Origin of the sequence: Ideonella benzenivorans (assembly GCF_020387415.1) — a bacterium.
Classification (GTDB): Bacteria; Pseudomonadota; Gammaproteobacteria; order Burkholderiales; family Burkholderiaceae_C; genus Ideonella; species Ideonella benzenivorans.
The window spans coordinates 276,076-292,984 of sequence record NZ_JAGWCB010000008.1 but is presented as its reverse complement, the minus strand read 5'-3'; the positions used below and the strand labels follow the sequence as shown (position 1 = coordinate 292,984).

The following is a 16,909-nucleotide window of genomic DNA, read 5'->3' as shown; positions in this document are numbered from 1 at the left end:
TCAGGTCGTGGGGAGCAAACCGCACAGGGCGAACACCTCGCGCCAGGCGGCGAGCTTGCGCTCGAAGGACCAGCTGGCATTGGCCGGGCTGGTGGAAGGCAGGCGGTAGACCGGCAGGCCGAACGAGGCGGTGAAACGCCGCGCCCGGGCCGATTCCCCGCCATTGTGGGCGATGCCGCGCAGTTGCGGCAGCCGGGCGATCAGGCCGGCGAAGTCGTTGTACTGAGCCTGCTGGATCGCGCTGTCCAGGCTGCCCTCGCGCTCACAGGCGGCATAGACGTCCCAGATGCCCAGGCCGCGGGCCTGCACCGCGGCCACGCGCTCGGCGTAGGCCAGGGGCTTCAGGTCCAGGCCGAACAGGGCCGAGAGCAGCGGCCAGAACTGGTTGCGCGGGTGGGCGTAGTACTGCTGCGCCTGCAGCGAGGCCACGCTGGGAAAGCTGCCCAGCACCAGCAGGCGGGTGCCGGCGTCGGCCACCGGAGGGAAACCGGTCAGCACGGGTTCAGACCTCAATCAAGGGTTTGAGCCGCGGCAGGGCCGTGCAGGCGTTGGTGCTGGTGACCAGCTCGGTGGCCGCCAGTGTCCAGTCGCGCAGCGCCGCCAGCGTGCGGGCGATGCGCGGCAGCTCGCCGGGCTCGTTGCGGCTGCGCTCGCCAGCCGCCCGCTGTTCGGCCGTGCGGTAGAGCCACTGCGGCGGGATGTCCGGCGCGTCGGTCTCCAGCACCAGCGCGTCGGCCGGCAGCTCGGCCGCCAGGGCCTGGATGTTGAGCGCCCGCTCGAAGGTCATCGCGCCGCCAAAGCCCAGCACAAAGCCCTGCCGCACGAAGGCATGGGCCTGCTGGTGGCTGCCGTTGAAGGCATGGACGATGCCGGTCACGCCCTCGAACCGGCGCAGCCCCTTGAGCAAGGCATCGGCCGAGCGCCGTACATGCAACAGCACCGGCAGCCCGGCCTGGCGCGCCAGCTTCAGCTGCGCCAGGTAGAAGCGCTCCTGGCGCCCCTGGTCCAGGCCGGGCACGAAGTGGTCCAGGCCGATCTCCCCCACCGCCACCAGCCGGGGGTCGTCCCGGTGCCGATCCAGCGCCTCGGCCAGCCGGTCCAGGTCCTCGTCGGCGGCCTGGTCCACGTACAGCGGGTGGATGCCCAGCGCATAGCTCAGGCCATGCTGGTGGGCCAGCGTGCGCACCGCATCGAAGTTGGCCACCGCCACCGCGGGCAGCACCTGCATCGTCACATCGACCGCCCGGGCACGCGCCAGCACGGCGTCGCGGTCCGGGTCGAACTCGGCGGCGTCCAGGTGGCAGTGGGTGTCGATCCACATCGGGGGGGCCGGGTCAGAGGTATTCGGCAGGGGCCTCTGCGGCCAGCAGCTGGCCGGCCTGCATGCGCACCACGCGGTCGCAGCGCGCCGCCAGCGCAGGGTCATGGGTCACCAGCACGAAGGCCAGCCCCTGCTCCCGCGCGCGGCCCAGCATCAGGTCGAACACCCGGTCGGCCGTTTCGCGGTCCAGGTTGCCGGTCGGCTCATCGGCCAGCACGCAGGCCGGCTGGGCCACCAACGCCCGCGCCAGCGCCACCCGCTGGCGCTCCCCGCCGGAGAGCTCGGACGGCCGGTGCAACACCCGCTCGCCCAGGCCCACCGCCGCCAGCGCCTGGCGGGCCGCAGCTTGAGCGGCCTCCACGCTCTCGCGCCGGATGCGCAGCGGCATGGCCACGTTGTCCAGCGCGCTGAACTCGGGCAGCAGGTGGTGGAACTGGTAGACAAAGCCCAGGTGCTGGTTGCGCCAGGCACCCTGCTCCGCGGCGCTCAGCGTGTCCAGGCGCTTGCCCATCAGCGTCACCGCGCCCTGGCTGGGCGCGTCCAGCCCACCCAGCAGGTGCAGCAGCGTGCTCTTGCCCGAACCCGAGGCACCGACGATGGCCAGCGTCTCGCCGGCGCGCACCTGCAGGTCCACGCCGCGCAGCACATGCACGTCCAGCGGGCCTTCCACATAGCGTTTGTGCAGGCCGGTGGCTTCCAGGATCACGTCATTCATAGCGCAGGGCCTCCGCGGGGTTGACCCGGCTGGCCCGCCAGCTGGGGTACAGGGTGGCCAGGAAGGCCAGGGCCAGCGAGATGAGCGCGATCGGCACGATGTCGGCCGCCTGCGGGTCGCTGGGCATGCGGCTGATCAGGTAGACGCTGCCGGGCAGGAAGTGCACACCCAGCAGGTGCTCGATGGCCGGCACGATGATGTCGATGTTGAAGGCCACCAGCAGCCCCCCGGCCACGCCGGCAAAGGTGCCGATCACCCCGGCCGCCGCGCCCTGCACCACGAAGATGCCCATGATGGAGCGCGGGCTGGCCCCCAGCGTGCGCAGGATGGCGATGTCGGCCCGCTTGTCGGTCACCGTCATCACCAGCGTGGACACCAGGTTGAAGGCGGCCACCGCGACGATCAGGGTCAGGATGATGGCCATCATGCGCTTCTCGATCTGCACCGCGTCGTACCAGGCGGCGTTGGTGCGGGTCCAGTCACGCACCAGCACCTGGTCGCCCAGGCGGGCCGCCAGGTCCGCGCCCACGCGCCGGGCCTCCTGCACGTCCTTCAGGCGCAGCTGCACGCCGGTGGGTCCACCCACGCGGTACAGCCGGGCGGCGTCGTCCAGGTTCACCAGGGCCAGCGCGCTGTCATATTCGAAGTGGCCCACGGTGAACACGCCGGCCACGGTGAACTGCTTCAGGCGCGGGGACACGCCAACCGGCGTCACCTGCCCGCCCGGGGCGATGAGCGTCACCGGGTCGCCTTCGCGCACGCCCAGCGAACGCGCCAGCTCGCTGCCCAGCACGATCTTCCAGGACCCGGGCTGCAGCTGGTCGAGCACGCCTTCGCGCTTGAGCTGTGCGGCCAGGTCGGTCACGCCGCCCTCGTCGGCCGGTTCCACGCCGCGCACCATGGTGCCGCGCATGTCCTCACCCCGGGCCAGCAGCGACTGCACGGCGATGAACGGCGCGGCCGCCTGCACCTCCGGCTGTTGCCGGGCCTGCCGGGCCAGGGCCTGCCAGTCCGGCAGCGCGTCCCCGTTGGGCGACAGCAGCTCCACATGCGGAATGGCCGACAGCATGCGGTCACGCACCTCCTTCTGAAAGCCGTTCATCACGCTGAGCACGATGATCAGCGCCGCCACCCCCAGCGCAATGCCGATGACCGAGACGAAGGAGATGAAGGAAATGAAGCCGTTGCGCCGGCCCGCGCGGCCGGCGCGGGTGTAGCGCCAGCCGATCTGCCACTCGTAGGGCAGCGATATGCGTAGACTCATGGGCCCGAATGCTACCCGCAGGGCCGACTCAGCGCGCCAGCAGCTTGGGCACCAGGCCCAGGATGCGTTCCAGCAGCAAGGCCATCTCGGCCGGGTTCTCCAGGAAGAAGGCCGCACGGGTGTGGGCAGGCTCGCGACCGATCTTGATCGTCAGCCAGTGCGGCGCCGCGGCGGCAAACACCGGTTCGTCGTTCAGGTCGTCGCCGGCGAACAAGGCCCCGCCCGCGCCGCTGCGGGCCACCAGCGTGCGCACGGCATGGGCCTTGTCCGGCGCATCGGCCGGGGTCAGGTTGACCACCAACTTGCCGCCGAACACGGTGAGGGTCGGCCCCAGGCCTTCCAGCACCTCGTCGATCACCTGCCTGGCCCGGTCGCGGTCACGCGCCAGCCGGTAGTGCAAGGCGATCGACTGCTGCTTGTCCTCCACGCTGACGCCGGCCGCCTTCAGCACCGGTTCACGCTGCAGCAGCAACTCGCGCGCGCTGTCCAACGCCTCGCACAAGGCCTGGCCCACCGCCGGGTCGGCCTCGTCCTCCGCGCCATGGTTGCCCACCACGTAGCTGGGCACGAAGCCCAGCCGCTCGCGCACATCCTCGACCCGCCGGCCGGTGACGATGGCCACCGGCAGCCAGCGCATCAGCTGGCTCAGACGCCCCGCGACCGCCCGGGACACCCGGGCGTCGCCCGGCCGGGGGACGATGGGCGCCAGGGTGCCATCGAAATCGAAGGCCAGCAGGGGCTGGTATTGGAGGGCGGCGACCAGGGCCGCCTCGCCTTCCGGACTGAACAAATGCCTCATGGGTGATCCGATGCGGGACGCAGGTCAGAGTTCGATGAAGGGCCGGCGTTCTGGAAGCGCCGCACCCGTGCTTCGACCCGGGCCCGCAGGCGCCAGCGCGCAGCGTCGCTCAACATGTGGCCGGCCCAGCGGTACACATTGAACTCATGCACCGTGCTGCGCAGGCTGGCCATGCGCTCGCGCTGCTCGGCCGAGGGCATGGTGGCGGCCTGGTAGAGGGCGTCGGCCGTCTCCTCGACGTGGTAGGGGTTCACGATCAGGGCCTCGGTCAGCTCGCGGGCCGCACCGGCAAAGCGGCTGAGCAGCAGCACGCCCTGCTCGTCGTCGCGCGCCGCGACAAACTCCTTGCTGACCAGGTTCATGCCGTCGTGCAGGCTGGTCACCACGCAGATGTTGGCGGCGCGGAACAGCTCGTTGACCTTCTCGGGCTCATGGTGCTGGGCCAGCAGGTGCACCGGCTGGTAGTCCGGGCGGCCGAAGCGCTCGTTGATGCGGTGGGTCAGGCGTTCGATGCGCTCCTGGAAGCTGCGGTATTCCTCCAGCGAGCTGCGGGTGGGCGCGGCCACCTGGACGAAGACAAAGCGGCCGATCCAGTCCGGGTGCTTTTCCAGCAGGCGCTCCACCGCGTTGAGCCGCTCCAGGATGCCCTTGGTGTAGTCGAAACGGTCCACCCCGACGGCCAGGCAGACGTCCTCGGGCAGGCCCAGGCGTTCGATCACCCGCTGGCGGCACTGGGCCACGGGGCCCCAGCTCGCCACGGTGGCGGCGCTCGGCCACTCGATGGAGATCGGGTAGGCCTCCACCAGCGTCTCCTTGTCCTGGTAGGAGATGGTCGAGTGCTCCTGCTCGATGCGCGCCTCCAGGTAGCGGTCCACCGTCTCCATGAAGTTGCGGCAGTGGAAGCGGGTGTGAAAGCCCAGGATGGTGGAACCCAGCATGCCCTGCAGCAGCTCCTTGCGCCACGGGCAGATACCGAAGGACTCCGGGTTCGGCCAGGGGATGTGCCAGAAGGTCAGGATGGTGGCCTGCGGCAGCTTCTCGCGCACCATGGCCGGCAGCAGCGCGAAGTGGTAGTCCTGCACCAGCACCACCGGGTCCTCGCTGCGGGCCTCGGCCACCACCGCGTCGGCAAAGCGCTGGTTCACGGCCTTGTAGGCCTCCCAGTCGCTTTCCCGGAACACCGGCCGCACATGCGCCACATGGCACAGCGGCCAGAGCCCTTCGTTGGCAAAGCCGAAGTAATAGCCGCGCTCCTCGTCCGGGGACAGCCAGATGCGCCGCAGGTAGTAGTCGTCGTGCCCCGGTGGCACCGGCACGCGGTCGCGGTCGTCCACCACCTCGCGGTCGGCACTGCCGCTGCCGTGGGCGATCCAGGTGCCCGAGCAGGCCCGCATCACCGGCTCCACCGCGGTGACCAGACCACTGGCGGGGCGGCGCACGACCACGCTGCCGTTCTCGCCCCGCTCATGGATGTAGGGCTCGCGGTTGGAAACCACGATCACCTGGTCTCCCCGCAGCTGGGTGTGCAGCAGGGCCCGCAGCCGCTCGGCCGTCCAGTCGGATTCCGGCCCCTGCAGGCGACGGTACTCGTCCTCCAGGTCGCGCAGGCGCAGCTGCATCTCCTTGGCGAACGGCGCCAGTTCCGGCGCCGGCACCATTGGGGTGAGCAGGCCCTCGCCCCGCAGGATGGCACGCACGCCGTTGACCCAGCCGCGCCAGCTCAGCTGCGCCACCACCATCGTGATCAGCGCGATCACGAAGCCCAGCACCGCCAGGAAGACGATCAGATAGCGCCGGGTGTCCTGGCTGCGGCGCTCGATGAAGCTGAGGTCATGAACCAGCACCAGCTCGCCCAGCAGGATGGGCGCGGTGTCCTCGGGCTGCGCCCGCGGTTCGATCAGCGGCCCGACGAACAGGCTGGAGGCCTGGGCCGCCGAAGAGGCCGCCGTCATCGGGGTTTGCGCCACCGGCGCCGCCGGCGGCAACCCCATCACCGGGTGCACCCCCAGGTGGACGGGCCCGCCGGCCAGCGCCAGACGGTGTTCCGGCTGGGCCGCCACCTCTTCGGCCCGCCGGCAGCTCAGGTCGGCCGGGAAACCGGAGGTGCGCACCAGCCAATCACCGCTCGGGCTGCACAGCCCCATGGCGAACAGCCGCTCATCCTGCGCCACCCGTTCCATCATGGCGCGCAGCCGCCCGAAATACCCGCTGGTGATCGCCTCGGCCGCGTTGTCCGACAAGGTGCCGGCCACCAGCGCCCCACGGCTGTTGAGATCGCGGGCAAACCAGCGCAAAGTCACCTGGTCCAGCAACGGTACCGCCAAGTACGCCGCCGCCACCAAGGTCACCGTCAGGGGCAGGAGGAACCGAAGCTGAAGTCGCAGTGTCTTGAACATGCCTGGGATGAACCCTTCTCCGCCGGTCGTGCCTGGCGGTCATTGGAAACGCGCTTCTTTATATTTGTATAAATATATAGTGCCACAGCCCCATCATCTCAAGTTCCATCCCGGAACCCGGAGTCTTTCTTGATGACCTCTCCCGCCGCTGCTCCCCGCCCCGCCGCCTCTCTGGATCTGGCGCTGATCGGCAACTGTGCGATCAGCGCGCTGGTGGACAACCGGGCCAGCCTGGTCTGGGCCTGCCTGCCCCGCTTCGACAGCCCACCGGTGTTCGATGCCCTGCTGCACTCGGCCGAGGGCCTGCCGCTGGATGGCGCGCTGACGGTGGAGCTGGAAGGCCTGACCCGCACCGAGCAGCAGTACGACGACGGCACCGCCATTCTGCGCACCCGGCTGTGGGATGGCCAGGGCCAGGGCATCGAGGTGGTGGACTTCGCGCCCCGCTTCATCACCCGCGAGCGGGTGTTCCGCCCGGCCCAGCTGATCCGGCGCGTGCGCCCCCTGGCCGGCCACCCGCGGGTGCGCTTCTCGGTCAAGCCCCGCGGTGACTGGGGTGCCACCGCCCCCACGCTGACCCGCGGCAGCCACCACCTGCGCTTCGTGCTGCCGGACATCACGCTGCGTCTGAACACCAACGTGCCGCTGACCTACCTGCTGGACGGCACCTGGTTCTCGCTGCATGGCCCGGTCAGCCTGCTGCTGGGCCCGGACGAGACGCTGTCCGGCGGCATCGAAGAAACCGCCCGGGATTTCGAGGAAGCCACCAGCCTGCACTGGCGCAACTGGACCCACCGTCTGGCCCTGCCGCTGGAATGGCAGGACGCGGTGATCCGCGCGGCCATCACCCTCAAGCTCTGCCAGTACGAGGAAACGGGCGCCATCGTCGCCGCCATGACCACCAGCATCCCCGAAGCAGCCAACAGCGGCCGCAACTGGGACTACCGCTACTGCTGGCTGCGCGACGCCTTCTTCGTGGTGCGGGCGCTCAACGGCCTGTCCGAGGTGGGTACGATGGAGAGCTACCTGAACTGGCTCTACAACGTCATCCGCAGCACGCCCGGCGACCACGTGCAGCCGCTCTACGGCATCGGCCTGGAGCGGGCCCTGCCCGAATCCATCGTGCCGCAGGCCGCCGGCTACCGCGGCATGGGCCCGGTGCGGGTGGGCAACCAGGCCTACGAGCACTTCCAGCACGACGTGTACGGCAACATCGTGCTGGGTGCGGCCCAGGCCTTCCATGACCACCGCCTGTTCCGCCGTGGCGACAGCGCCGACTTTGCCGCGCTGGAGGCCATGGGCGAACAGGCCTGGCGCCTGCACGACCAGCCGGACGCTGGCATCTGGGAGCTGCGCACCCGCTCCCGCGTGCACACCTCGTCCACGCTGATGTGCTGGGCGGCCTGCGACCGGCTGGCCCGCATCGCCGGCCCGCTGGGTCTGCCCGAGCGGGCCCACTTCTGGCAGGCCCGCGCCGCCAAGATCCACGCCGACATCCTGGCGCACGCCTGGAGCGACAAGCGCCAGGCCTTCACCGATAGCTTTGGCGGCCAAGACCTGGACGCCAGCGTGCTGCTGATGGGCGAGGTCGGCTTTCTGCCGCCCAACGACCCGCGCTTCATCCAGACCGTCGAAGCCATGGAGCGCACGCTGTGCGACGGCCCCTTCATGCGGCGTTACGAGGCGGCCGACGACTTCGGCAAGCCCGAGGTGGCCTTCAACGTCTGCTCCTTCTGGCGGGTGGATGCGCTGGCCCGCATCGGCCGGCGCGAGGAAGCCCGCGAGTCCTTCGAGGCCCTGCTGGCCCGGCGCAACCACGTCGGCCTGCTCAGCGAGGACATGCACGCCACCACCGGCGAACTGTGGGGCAACTTCCCGCAGACCTATTCCATGGTCGGCATCATCCACGGCGCGGTGCGCCTGTCGGCCCCCTGGGACAGCGTGGTCTGAGCGCCGGCGCCCACCGGGTGGGGGACCGATAATCGCGCCCCATGCAGTTCGTCATCGCCCACGCCAGCGCCCTCTCGCCCGCGGCCACCCAGGCCCTCAGCGGCCTGACCCTGCCGAACCTGGAACGCCTGCTCACCCGCATGGCCCCGGTGGCCGAGGACCTGGGCGACGAGCTGAGCCTGAGCGCCCCGCACGAACGCGCCCTGGCCCAGGCCTGGGGCTGGCCCGTGGCCGACGGCCTGCTGCCCCTGGCCACGCTGAGCGCCCGGGCCGATGGCCTGGCCCCCGAAGGCGAAGGCTGGGGCCTCATCAGCCCCACCCACTGGCACCTGGGCACCGAGCAGGTGTCGCTGGCCAACCCGGCCGAGCTGGACCTGGACGAGCCCACCGCCCGTGCCCTGTTCGACGTGCTGCGCCCCCTGTTCGAGGAGGACGGCTGGCGCCTGCACTGGGGCGCGCCCACCCGCTGGTATGTGCAGCACCCGCAGCTGGCCAGCCTGCCCACCGCGTCGCTGGACCGGGTGATCGGCCGCAACGTGGACTGGTGGCTCAACGACCACCCCGCCGCCAAGCAGATCCGCCGCCTGCAGGCCGAGGTGCAGATGCTGCTCTACACCCACCCGCTCAACGACGAACGCGAGGCCCGCGGCCAGTTGCCCGTCAACTCCTTCTGGCTGAGCGGCACCGGCCCCGCCCTGCCCCCGCCCGCCACCGATGCCGTGACCCTGGACGACCGCCTGCGAGGCCCCGTGCTGGCCGACGACTGGGCCGCCTGGGCCGAGGCCTGGCAGGCGCTGGACGCCAGCCGCATCCCCGAGCTGCTGACCCGGCTGGACCAGGGCCAGCCCCTGCGTCTGAGCCTGTGCGGCGAGCGCCATGTGCGCCACTGGGCGCCGCAGCCCCAGCCCTGGTGGCGCCGCCTGCTGTCCCGTGCCCGCCCCCACGCTGCCGCCCTGCTGCAAGACCTCTGAGCCTGAACCTCTGCTGTGAACGCGCCCATCCCCGCCACCCCCACCCTCTTCACCCGCGACGTGCCGCCGCGCGCCGCCTTTGCGCTGGAAGAAAGCGGTGTGCACCCGCTGCTGGCCCGGCTGTTTGCCGCCCGCGGCGTGCGCAGCCCCGAGGCCCTGGACGACGGCCTGGCCAAGCTGCTGCCGCCCACCGCACTGAAAGGCGCGCTTGAGGCCGCCCAGCTGCTGGCCGATGCCATCGACGCCGGCCGGCGCCTGTGCGTCATTGCCGACTACGACTGCGACGGTGCCACCGCCTGCGCCACCGCGCTGCGCGGCCTGGCCATGCTGGGCGCCCGGCCCGACACCCTGCACTACGTGGTGCCCGACCGCGCGGTGCACGGCTACGGCCTCACGCCCACCATCGTCGATCTGGCCATCGCCCAGTGCCAGCCCGCGCTGCTGGTGACGGTGGACAACGGCATCGCCAGCCTGGCCGGCGTGGCCCATGCCCGCGCCCAGGGCCTGGACGTGCTGGTGACCGACCACCACCTGCCCGCCGTCATCGACGGCCAGGTGGATCTGCCCGACGCCAACGTCATCGTCAACCCCAACCAGCCGGGCTGCCCCTTCGAGAGCAAGTCGCTGGCCGGCGTGGGCGTGGTCTTCTACGTGCTGCTGGCCCTGCGCGCCGAGCTGCGCGCCCGCGGCCGCTTTGACCCCACCAACCAGCCCCGGCTGGACGCCCTGCTGGACCTGGTGGCCCTGGGCACCGTGGCCGACGTGGTCAAGCTCGACGACAACAACCGTCGCCTCGTCACCCAGGGCCTCAAGCGCGTGCGCAGCGGCCGCGTGCACCCCGGCGTGGCGGCGCTGTTCCAGGCCGCGGCTCGCCAGCCGGCCAAGGCCAGCGCCTTCGACTTCGGCTTTGCGCTGGGCCCGCGCATCAACGCCGCCGGCCGCCTGGCCGACATGACGCTGGGCATCGAGTGCCTGCTGACCGACGACCCCGCCCGCGCCACCGAACTGGCCGGCCAGCTCGACGCCATCAACCGCGAGCGCCGCGAGGTGGAAGGCGGCATGCGCGAACAGGCCGAGGCCCTGCTGGAACACCTGATGCCCGAAGGCACGCCGCCCGAGGCGGTGGTGCTCTTCGACCCCGAATTCCACGAGGGCGTGGTGGGCATCGTGGCCGGCCGCACCAAGGACCGGCTGCACCGCCCCACCTTCGTCTTCGCCATCGGCGCGGACGGGCTGCTCAAGGGCTCCGGCCGCTCCATCCCGGGCTTTCATCTGCGCGACGCGCTGGACCTGGTCAGCAAGCGCCATCCCGGCGTGCTGATCCGCTTTGGCGGCCACGCCATGGCCGCCGGCTGCACCCTGGCCGAAGAGCACCTGGACACCTTCGAGCAGGCCCTGCAGCAGGTGGCCCGCGAATGGCTGGCGCCCGAGGCTCTGCAGCGCCGCATGGCCACCGACGGCCCGCTGCCGGTGGAGTACTTCACCCCCGCCACCGCCGCGCAGCTGGAACAGGTGGTCTGGGGCCAGGGCTTCGAGGCCCCCGTCTTCTGCGATGTGGTGGACGTGGTGCAGCAGCGCCTGGTCGGCGAAAAACACCTGAAGCTGCGCGTGCGCCACCAGGGCCAACTGCGCGACGCCATCTGGTTCGGCCACGCCGAGCCGGTGAGCGAAAAGGTGCGCCTGGCCTACCGCATCAGCCTGGACGAATTCCAGGGCCAGCAGCGCGTGCAGATGGTGGTGGAAGCGGCGGTGGAGGCGGCCTGATGGTTCGCCCCGGCCTTTGCCGCGCCCTGGCCGCCTGGGTCGGCCTAGTCGGCATGGCGGCCCAGGCCGCCGCACCGCTGCAGTTCGCCCAAGAAACCCCGGTGGCCGTGCAAGTCAGCCTGTGGAAGCCCGGCATGCGCAGCGGCCTGGCCCAGCCCGTGTATCACGGCTTCATGGCGCAGGTGAAGTTCTCGGGCGAGCCCGAGGTGGTGACCTGCTCGCTGCGCATGCCGACCGACGACTCCCGCATCGCCCCCGGCGAATCCGCCGAAATCGCCCTGCGCTGCACCCAGCCCTTCCGCGTGGCCCCCGGCCAGCCGGATTTCAAGCTCTACGCCAAAGGCCGGCCCATCGGCCAGGGGCGGCTGCAGGCCACGCCGCTGCAGCAGGTGATGAACGCGGCATCGGCCGCGGCCAGCCAGCCCTGACCGAGCCGGACCGAGGAGGCTCAGAGCCGCTTGCCCATGAACACGCTCATTGGGTGTTCGGGGTATTCGCCAAAGGCGGCGCGGCGGCGGTAGCCCTGCTTCTCGTAGAAGGCGATGGCCTGCGGCTGGAAGGGCCCGGTTTCCAGCAGGATCTCCGGGCACCCCTCTGCCGCCGCGGCAGCTTCCAGCAAGACCAGCATGCCCTGCGCCACGCCGCTGCCCCGGGCGCCGGGCTGCACATACATCCGCTTCAGCTCCCCATGGTCTGCGGCCAGCACCACTGCCCCACAGCCGATGGCTGCGCCCTGCGCGTCCCGCGCCACCACAAACCGCACGTTCGGCTGCATCAGCGAGGCCACATCCAGCGCATAGCGCGCCTCGGGCGGATACAGGCTGTCCTGAAAGGCATCCAGCTCGCCGATCAGGGCGATCACGTCGGGTTGGTTGGGGGATTCGAGGGTGATGGGCATATCGGCGGGCACTGTACAGAACCGATCACCGCGCATCGCCACGCCCGCAGGGGCGCGGCAGCTTGCCAGCCAACACCTGGCCCACGAGCAAGCCGCTGAGCACCAGCCCGGGCCCCCACAACAACATGCCCCACCAGGCCCCCAGAGCCAAAGCCGGCTGAACATCCACCCCCATATCCAGGCAGGCTTGGGGCGACTTGCCCACGGCATGACATCCCAACGCGGAATTGACAAGCAAGCTCGGTTTCCAAGCGCCCAGGGGCAGGGCCAGCGGCAGCAGGGATAGAGAAAGGCGGAGACACAAGGGCATGGAAATTTCTATTCGAACTTGGCGGCTTGATGGCAGGCGATTCTCTTGTGCCGGCCAGTTTTTATGAGCTCAGGCTCAAAGCGCTATGCAACATCCTTTTCCCTAGCGTTGCCAGGCGAAGCGCCGGAACCGTGTGGAATATCCCTCACGACAACCGTTCCTGCAATGAAGTCATGCAACGCCCGTCGCTTCTTGTTCATAAGAATTGCACCCCAGTCACCCCAAAGAAACATCCCCCAAACAACAGTCAATGGATTGTACCAACTGGGCATCGCCATTGTTACCAAGCGGCTTCTATCAAGAGCGGACGCAACAGAAAAATACTGAGCATCCGTGAGACTCCATACAGCCATCATTCCAGCAACAGAAACACCCAACCCCGGCAGCCAGAAAGTCAAGAATCTCAAAATCACCTCTCGATACTTCAGCGGCTCACCATTTATCCGAAGCATCCTCAACCCAAAAATTCGCTTCCCGGGCGTACCACCAAAACGGTACGGCAAGTAGACGTAGTAGAAGGCGCAAAAAATATTTGCCGGCAGAAACCAATAAACTTTGAATAGCCTAAAATTCTCATCCCCAAAATTCGAAACAACGAACAATGGACTAAGAATAATACAATCAACACAAAAAGCAGCCATTCGCCGCCAAAACTTATAATACATCAAACCACCCACCCTAAAAAAATCTACATAATGGCTAATCCAAAACCGCAAAATCAACCACCATTCAAAAACAACAACGGAAGTTATCAATTAAATTATCACCGTCGACATCGATATATTCATTGAGTCGCTTCATGACATCATAATATAGCATCACTGCAAATCAGCTTCCAAAAAGGACATTGATCGAATCACTCAAAGTGAGGAAGGCGACCTGCAAGGCAAAGCGTGCCAATTCAGCGCAAACCCTCAGAAGAAGATGGCCGTAGCTCGTGGATCACCGGTCTTGAATTGCGCCCCTCTCAGCCCACCTAGGTAGACGAACCGGCTGCCCCAGAAGCGCAGAAACCACCTGCCCCATTGCCCATGCCCGACCTCCCCGCCTTCACCCACGCCCTCCTAGCCTCCGCCCATCTGTTGGCGGCCCATCCCGGCTTCTGGCTGCTGTTCGTGCTGGTCTTTCTGGTGCTGGTGGAGGGGCTGATGTTTCTGCCGCGAATCGGCTTTGTGGTGAAGACGGCGGTGGGTGCGGTGCTGGGTGCGCAGGCGCTGTTGTTGTTTGCCACGGCGGCAGCGGGTGGCGCGCCATCGCTGGGCCAGTTGCTGGGGGTGCTGCACTGGCCGCTGGGGCATGTGCTGGCCCTGGCCGGCACCAGCTTGCTGACCTTTGGCCTGGGCTTGGCGTTTCTGCGGTGGAAGGCTGGCGCCGCGGCGCCACGCTTCTTCTTTGGCCGCTTCGGGAAGGAGAAGCCCCCGGCACCGCGGGACTTCATGGCCTTCAAATGGGCGATGTACCTGGGTGGCCTGCCCTGGCTGATGTTGCCGGCCGTGCTGGTGCTGACGCCGCAGACGACGGCGCTGCAGGCGTTGGGCACCTCGCTGGCCCTGGCCTGGGCCCACCTGCCGGCGCTGCTGCTGCTCACCGGGTTGACGGTGGGGCTGGAGGCCCTTCAGCCGGCCCTGGCCCGGGTGCTGCCCAAGCCGGCAGCGCTGGCCGTGTCGGCCCTCCTGCTGCCGGTGCTGGTGCTGGGCATCCTGGCCATGCAGTACAGCCTGGGCGTGCTGTGGCTGGGCCTGGCCTGAGCGGCCCGCGCCAACGCACCGCCCTCAGCGCCGCTCGGCGTCCCCCCGGGGCACCAACCGCCGCAGCGCCATCCAGGCGATGACGGCGGTCAGCAGCACGATGAAGCCCAGCATCAGCCAGAAGCCTTCCCTGCTTTCGCTCAGGGGGATGCCGCCCACATTCATGCCGAACAGGCCGGAGATGAGGTTGATGGGCAGGGCCAGCACGGTCACCATGGTCAGCATGAACAGGGTGCGGTTGTTTTCTTCGGCCACCCGGGCGCCCACCTCGTCCTGCATGGCCTTGATGCGCTCCTGCAGGGCCGCGATGTCGCGCAGCACCAGCGCAAACTCTTCGCTGGCACGGTGCAGCTGGGCGCGGTCTTCGGCCTGCACCCAGCCGGGCGGGTTGGCCAGGGTGCGCATCAGCGCGCTGGGCTCGGGCGCCAGCAGGCGCTGCAGGCGCACGGCCAGGCGGCGCAGCCGCGCCAGTTCGGCGGTGTGGCGCTGGTGGTGGCCCGCCAGCAGTTCGTCCTCGATGTCCTCCAGCCGGTCGGCCACGCGGCGGGCAATGCGCTGCAGCTCGTCGGCCTGGAAGCGCAGCAGCTGGTCCAGGAGGTCCACGCTGGACGCCAATTGCTCCTCGCCGCGCTTGACCACCATGCGCAGGTGGTCCACCGAGCGCAGCGGGTGCCAGCGCGCCGTGATGACCCGCCCCGGGCTGACGCTGACCCACAGTGTGGCCACGTCACTGGCGTCGAAATTGAAGTCGTAGGCCACGTCGTTGACCACTGCGAACAGGGTGTCGCCATCACGCTCGATGCGGGTGGAGCGCGAGCCCTCGTGCAGGGCCTCGAAGAAGGCTTCGCTCAGGCCGCCGTTCTCTTGCAGCCAACGCATGCCGGCCACGTGGTTCAGGTTGAAGTGCAGCCAGCAGAAGCCGTCGGTGCCGGCGGCGTCCACGGCGGCCAGGGTGTCCAGCACGCGCGGGGCCTGGCCGGGGATGAACTGGTAGCCGCAGATCAGCCCCTGGCTCTCCTCGCCGGTCACCAGGTAGGGCACGGGCGGCTGGATGGGGGCGTCGGTGGTCATGGGCAAGAGGCTCCGGAGAAGGCAGGCTGTTGGCCTGCATCCTAGCCGCCAGCCCTTCTTGACGATGACATGCCGATGTCATGCATTCCTGTCAGACTGGTGCAGTCTGCGACTGCCTTTCCCCCCATCCATGAATCCGATTCCGCCCGCCGAGGACCACGGCACCCTGGTCGACCACATCCGCCAGGACCTGCTTGACGGCTACGACGAGGAACTGGAACTGGAGATCGAGGACCGGCACTACACCGCCGATGGCCACGACCCCATCCGCAGCGACGACGAGCGCTCGGCCCGCATGTTCTACTTCAAGAGCCTGTTCCACCTGCAGGGCGAGCTGGTGAAGCTGCAGGACTGGGTGCAGGCCAGCGGCCAGAAGGTGGTGATCCTGTTCGAAGGGCGGGACGCCGCCGGCAAAGGCGGCGTGATCAAGCGCATCACCCAGCGCCTGAACCCCCGCGTGTGCCGCACCGTGGCCCTGCCCGCCCCCAACGACCGCGAGAAGACCCAGTGGTACTTCCAGCGCTATGTCTCGCACCTGCCCGCCGCGGGCGAGATGGTGCTGTTCGACCGCAGCTGGTACAACCGCGCCGGCGTGGAGCGGGTGATGGGCTTCTGCTCCGAGGACGAGGTGGAGGACTTCTTCCGCTCGGTGCCGGAGTTCGAACGCATGCTGGTGCGCTCGGGCATCAAGCTCATCAAGTACTGGTTCTCGATCACCGACGACGAGCAGCACCTGCGCTTCCTGAGCCGCATCCACGATCCGCTCAAGCAGTGGAAGCTCAGCCCCATGGACCTGGAAAGCCGCCGCCGCTGGGAGGACTACACCAAGGTCAAGGAAGACATGCTGGAGCGCACCCACATTCCCGAAGCCCCCTGGTGGGTGGTGCAGGCAGTGGACAAGAAGCGCGCCCGGCTGAACTGCATCCACCACCTGCTGGAGCAGTTCGACTACCACGAGATCGTCAAGCCGCCGGTGGTGCTGCCCGCGCGCGAGCGCCACGAGGACTACCACCGCGAGCCGGTGCCCGCGGAGATGATCGTCCCCGAGGTGTATTGAGCCCAGCTTGGTGGGGCGGCGCGCCGGCCTACCCCTTGCTCAATCCAAGCGCACCCCTCGACCGCCCCGGGGCCGGGTGGGCAGTGGCTGCTCCTGCACCGTCAGCCGTGCGTCTGAGGCTGGCTTGAGCTGTTCCGGTGTTTGACACAGCCGCAGGCCCGTGACTGTGGCCACCATGGCCAGGCGGGCCTGCACCGCCAGTTCATAGGCCCGCTCATACCCGTACCTGGCCACGGAAAACCGCTTGGCCTGCCGACGCTGCCCCCGCCGCTCCAGCCGGGCCACCCAATGCTGCTCCTCGGCCACGTGGCCATCGGCCCGCTTGCGGCGGACCGTCATCAGTGTCACGCCCGGTGTGCCCGAGGTGTTGTTGCCCCGCTGGCGCATGCACAGTTCCTGCTCGGTGAACGGAGCCAGCTCAGCCAGACGGGCATCCCGCCAGGCCAGGGCCGCCGCCAGCGCCTGGTCCATGTCGCCATAGCGCGCTGCACTGAAACACCGCCGGTGGGTCACACCGCGGCGGTACAGCCGCACTTCCCAGAGCTGGCTCAGCAAGGAGCGCTTGACGCCGAAGTGCGAGTCCTTCGGGGCTTGGGAAGTGTCACGGTCTTCAGGTGTGCACTGCGTTGGCATGGTCCGTCCTTT

At 68.9% G+C, this 16,909-nt stretch carries 16 protein-coding genes; 6 read left to right on the top strand and 10 right to left on the bottom strand.

Annotated elements, in window-relative coordinates; translation table 11 throughout:
* The 6 genes from KGA65_RS07040 to KGA65_RS07015 are packed head-to-tail and all read right to left on the bottom strand — an operon-like array spanning position 1 to position 6,495.
* Positions 1-498 (bottom strand): DNA-deoxyinosine glycosylase, encoded by a 498-nt coding sequence (locus tag KGA65_RS07040; protein WP_225862434.1) that lies wholly within the window; start codon positions 496-498, stop codon positions 1-3.
* Positions 499-502: 4 nt separating this feature from the next.
* Positions 503-1,321: a TatD family hydrolase gene (locus KGA65_RS07035; RefSeq protein ID WP_225862433.1), complete on the bottom strand. Its 819-nt coding sequence runs from the start codon at positions 1,319-1,321 to the stop codon at positions 503-505.
* A gap of 13 nt (positions 1,322-1,334) precedes the next feature.
* Positions 1,335-2,036 (bottom strand): lipoprotein-releasing ABC transporter ATP-binding protein LolD, encoded by a 702-nt coding sequence (lolD, locus tag KGA65_RS07030; protein ID WP_225862432.1) that lies wholly within the window; start codon positions 2,034-2,036, stop codon positions 1,335-1,337.
* The gene (locus KGA65_RS07025; protein ID WP_225862651.1) at positions 2,029-3,288 is read right to left on the bottom strand and encodes a lipoprotein-releasing ABC transporter permease subunit; all 1,260 of its coding nucleotides are present in this window, start codon (positions 3,286-3,288) and stop codon (positions 2,029-2,031) included. Before KGA65_RS07025 ends, lolD begins: the two co-directional genes overlap by 8 nt.
* Positions 3,289-3,328: 40 nt before the next feature.
* Complete coding sequence (otsB, locus tag KGA65_RS07020) at positions 3,329-4,099, bottom strand: trehalose-phosphatase (protein ID WP_225862431.1); 771 nt, start codon at positions 4,097-4,099, stop codon at positions 3,329-3,331.
* On the bottom strand, positions 4,096-6,495 hold the full coding sequence (locus KGA65_RS07015; RefSeq protein ID WP_225862430.1) for an alpha,alpha-trehalose-phosphate synthase (UDP-forming): 2,400 nt from the start codon (positions 6,493-6,495) through the stop codon (positions 4,096-4,098). The genes otsB and KGA65_RS07015 overlap by 4 nt, the downstream gene beginning before the upstream one ends.
* A gap of 132 nt (positions 6,496-6,627) precedes the next feature.
* On the opposite strand from KGA65_RS07015, the gene KGA65_RS07010 reads away from it, so the two are divergent.
* The 4 genes from KGA65_RS07010 to KGA65_RS06995 are packed head-to-tail and all read left to right on the top strand — an operon-like array spanning position 6,628 to position 11,608.
* Complete coding sequence (locus KGA65_RS07010) at positions 6,628-8,445, top strand: glycoside hydrolase family 15 protein (protein WP_225862429.1); 1,818 nt, start codon at positions 6,628-6,630, stop codon at positions 8,443-8,445.
* Positions 8,446-8,486: 41 nt separating this feature from the next.
* Complete coding sequence (locus KGA65_RS07005; protein WP_225862428.1) at positions 8,487-9,416, top strand: hypothetical protein; 930 nt, start codon at positions 8,487-8,489, stop codon at positions 9,414-9,416.
* A 15-nt stretch (positions 9,417-9,431) separates the two neighbouring features.
* Positions 9,432-11,180 carry a single-stranded-DNA-specific exonuclease RecJ gene (recJ, locus tag KGA65_RS07000; protein WP_225862427.1) on the top strand — a complete coding sequence of 583 codons (1,749 nt, stop codon included), beginning with the start codon at positions 9,432-9,434 and terminating at the stop codon, positions 11,178-11,180.
* Positions 11,180-11,608 carry a hypothetical protein gene (locus KGA65_RS06995; protein ID WP_225862426.1) on the top strand — a complete coding sequence of 143 codons (429 nt, stop codon included), beginning with the start codon at positions 11,180-11,182 and terminating at the stop codon, positions 11,606-11,608. Before recJ ends, KGA65_RS06995 begins: the two co-directional genes overlap by 1 nt.
* 20 nt (positions 11,609-11,628) lie before the next feature.
* Here KGA65_RS06995 and KGA65_RS06990 read toward each other — a convergent pair whose 3' ends face one another.
* Together KGA65_RS06990 and KGA65_RS06985 are read right to left on the bottom strand one after the other, a co-directional pair.
* Entirely contained in the window at positions 11,629-12,078 is a 450-nt protein-coding gene (locus tag KGA65_RS06990) for a GNAT family N-acetyltransferase (RefSeq protein ID WP_225862425.1), read from the bottom strand.
* A 393-nt stretch (positions 12,079-12,471) separates the two neighbouring features.
* On the bottom strand, positions 12,472-13,143 hold the full coding sequence (locus KGA65_RS06985; protein WP_225862424.1) for an RDD family protein: 672 nt from the start codon (positions 13,141-13,143) through the stop codon (positions 12,472-12,474).
* A 276-nt stretch (positions 13,144-13,419) separates the two neighbouring features.
* On the opposite strand from KGA65_RS06985, the gene KGA65_RS06980 reads away from it, so the two are divergent.
* Positions 13,420-14,136, top strand: coding sequence for a hypothetical protein (locus tag KGA65_RS06980; protein WP_225862423.1), 717 nt, complete (start codon positions 13,420-13,422; stop codon positions 14,134-14,136).
* A 24-nt stretch (positions 14,137-14,160) separates the two neighbouring features.
* Here KGA65_RS06980 and KGA65_RS06975 read toward each other — a convergent pair whose 3' ends face one another.
* The gene (locus tag KGA65_RS06975; protein WP_225862422.1) at positions 14,161-15,207 is read right to left on the bottom strand and encodes a transporter; all 1,047 of its coding nucleotides are present in this window, start codon (positions 15,205-15,207) and stop codon (positions 14,161-14,163) included.
* A 130-nt stretch (positions 15,208-15,337) separates the two neighbouring features.
* Here KGA65_RS06975 and ppk2 point away from each other — a divergent pair, with 130 nt between their 5' ends.
* The gene (gene ppk2, locus KGA65_RS06970) at positions 15,338-16,264 is read left to right on the top strand and encodes a polyphosphate kinase 2 (protein WP_225862421.1); all 927 of its coding nucleotides are present in this window, start codon (positions 15,338-15,340) and stop codon (positions 16,262-16,264) included.
* Positions 16,265-16,303: 39 nt separating this feature from the next.
* Here ppk2 and KGA65_RS06965 read toward each other — a convergent pair whose 3' ends face one another.
* Entirely contained in the window at positions 16,304-16,897 is a 594-nt protein-coding gene (locus KGA65_RS06965) for an AP2/ERF family transcription factor (protein WP_225862420.1), read from the bottom strand.
* Positions 16,898-16,909 lie beyond the last annotated feature (12 nt).

What these genes read in the sequence shown, in the direction of transcription:
- ppk2 (WP_225862421.1), top strand. Translation starts at nt 15,338, where the DNA reads ATGAATCCGATTCCGCCCGCCGAGGACCACGGCACCCTGGTCGACCAC.
- KGA65_RS07015 (WP_225862430.1), bottom strand. Translation starts at nt 6,495, where the DNA reads ATGTTCAAGACACTGCGACTTCAGCTTCGGTTCCTCCTGCCCCTGACG.
- KGA65_RS07010 (WP_225862429.1), top strand. Translation starts at nt 6,628, where the DNA reads ATGACCTCTCCCGCCGCTGCTCCCCGCCCCGCCGCCTCTCTGGATCTG.
- otsB (WP_225862431.1), bottom strand. Translation starts at nt 4,099, where the DNA reads ATGAGGCATTTGTTCAGTCCGGAAGGCGAGGCGGCCCTGGTCGCCGCC.
- KGA65_RS07005 (WP_225862428.1), top strand. Translation starts at nt 8,487, where the DNA reads ATGCAGTTCGTCATCGCCCACGCCAGCGCCCTCTCGCCCGCGGCCACC.
- KGA65_RS07035 (WP_225862433.1), bottom strand. Translation starts at nt 1,321, where the DNA reads ATGTGGATCGACACCCACTGCCACCTGGACGCCGCCGAGTTCGACCCG.
- KGA65_RS06975 (WP_225862422.1), bottom strand. Translation starts at nt 15,207, where the DNA reads ATGACCACCGACGCCCCCATCCAGCCGCCCGTGCCCTACCTGGTGACC.
- KGA65_RS06995 (WP_225862426.1), top strand. Translation starts at nt 11,180, where the DNA reads ATGGTTCGCCCCGGCCTTTGCCGCGCCCTGGCCGCCTGGGTCGGCCTA.
- KGA65_RS06990 (WP_225862425.1), bottom strand. Translation starts at nt 12,078, where the DNA reads ATGCCCATCACCCTCGAATCCCCCAACCAACCCGACGTGATCGCCCTG.
- KGA65_RS06965 (WP_225862420.1), bottom strand. Translation starts at nt 16,897, where the DNA reads ATGCCAACGCAGTGCACACCTGAAGACCGTGACACTTCCCAAGCCCCG.
- KGA65_RS06980 (WP_225862423.1), top strand. Translation starts at nt 13,420, where the DNA reads ATGCCCGACCTCCCCGCCTTCACCCACGCCCTCCTAGCCTCCGCCCAT.
- lolD (WP_225862432.1), bottom strand. Translation starts at nt 2,036, where the DNA reads ATGAATGACGTGATCCTGGAAGCCACCGGCCTGCACAAACGCTATGTG.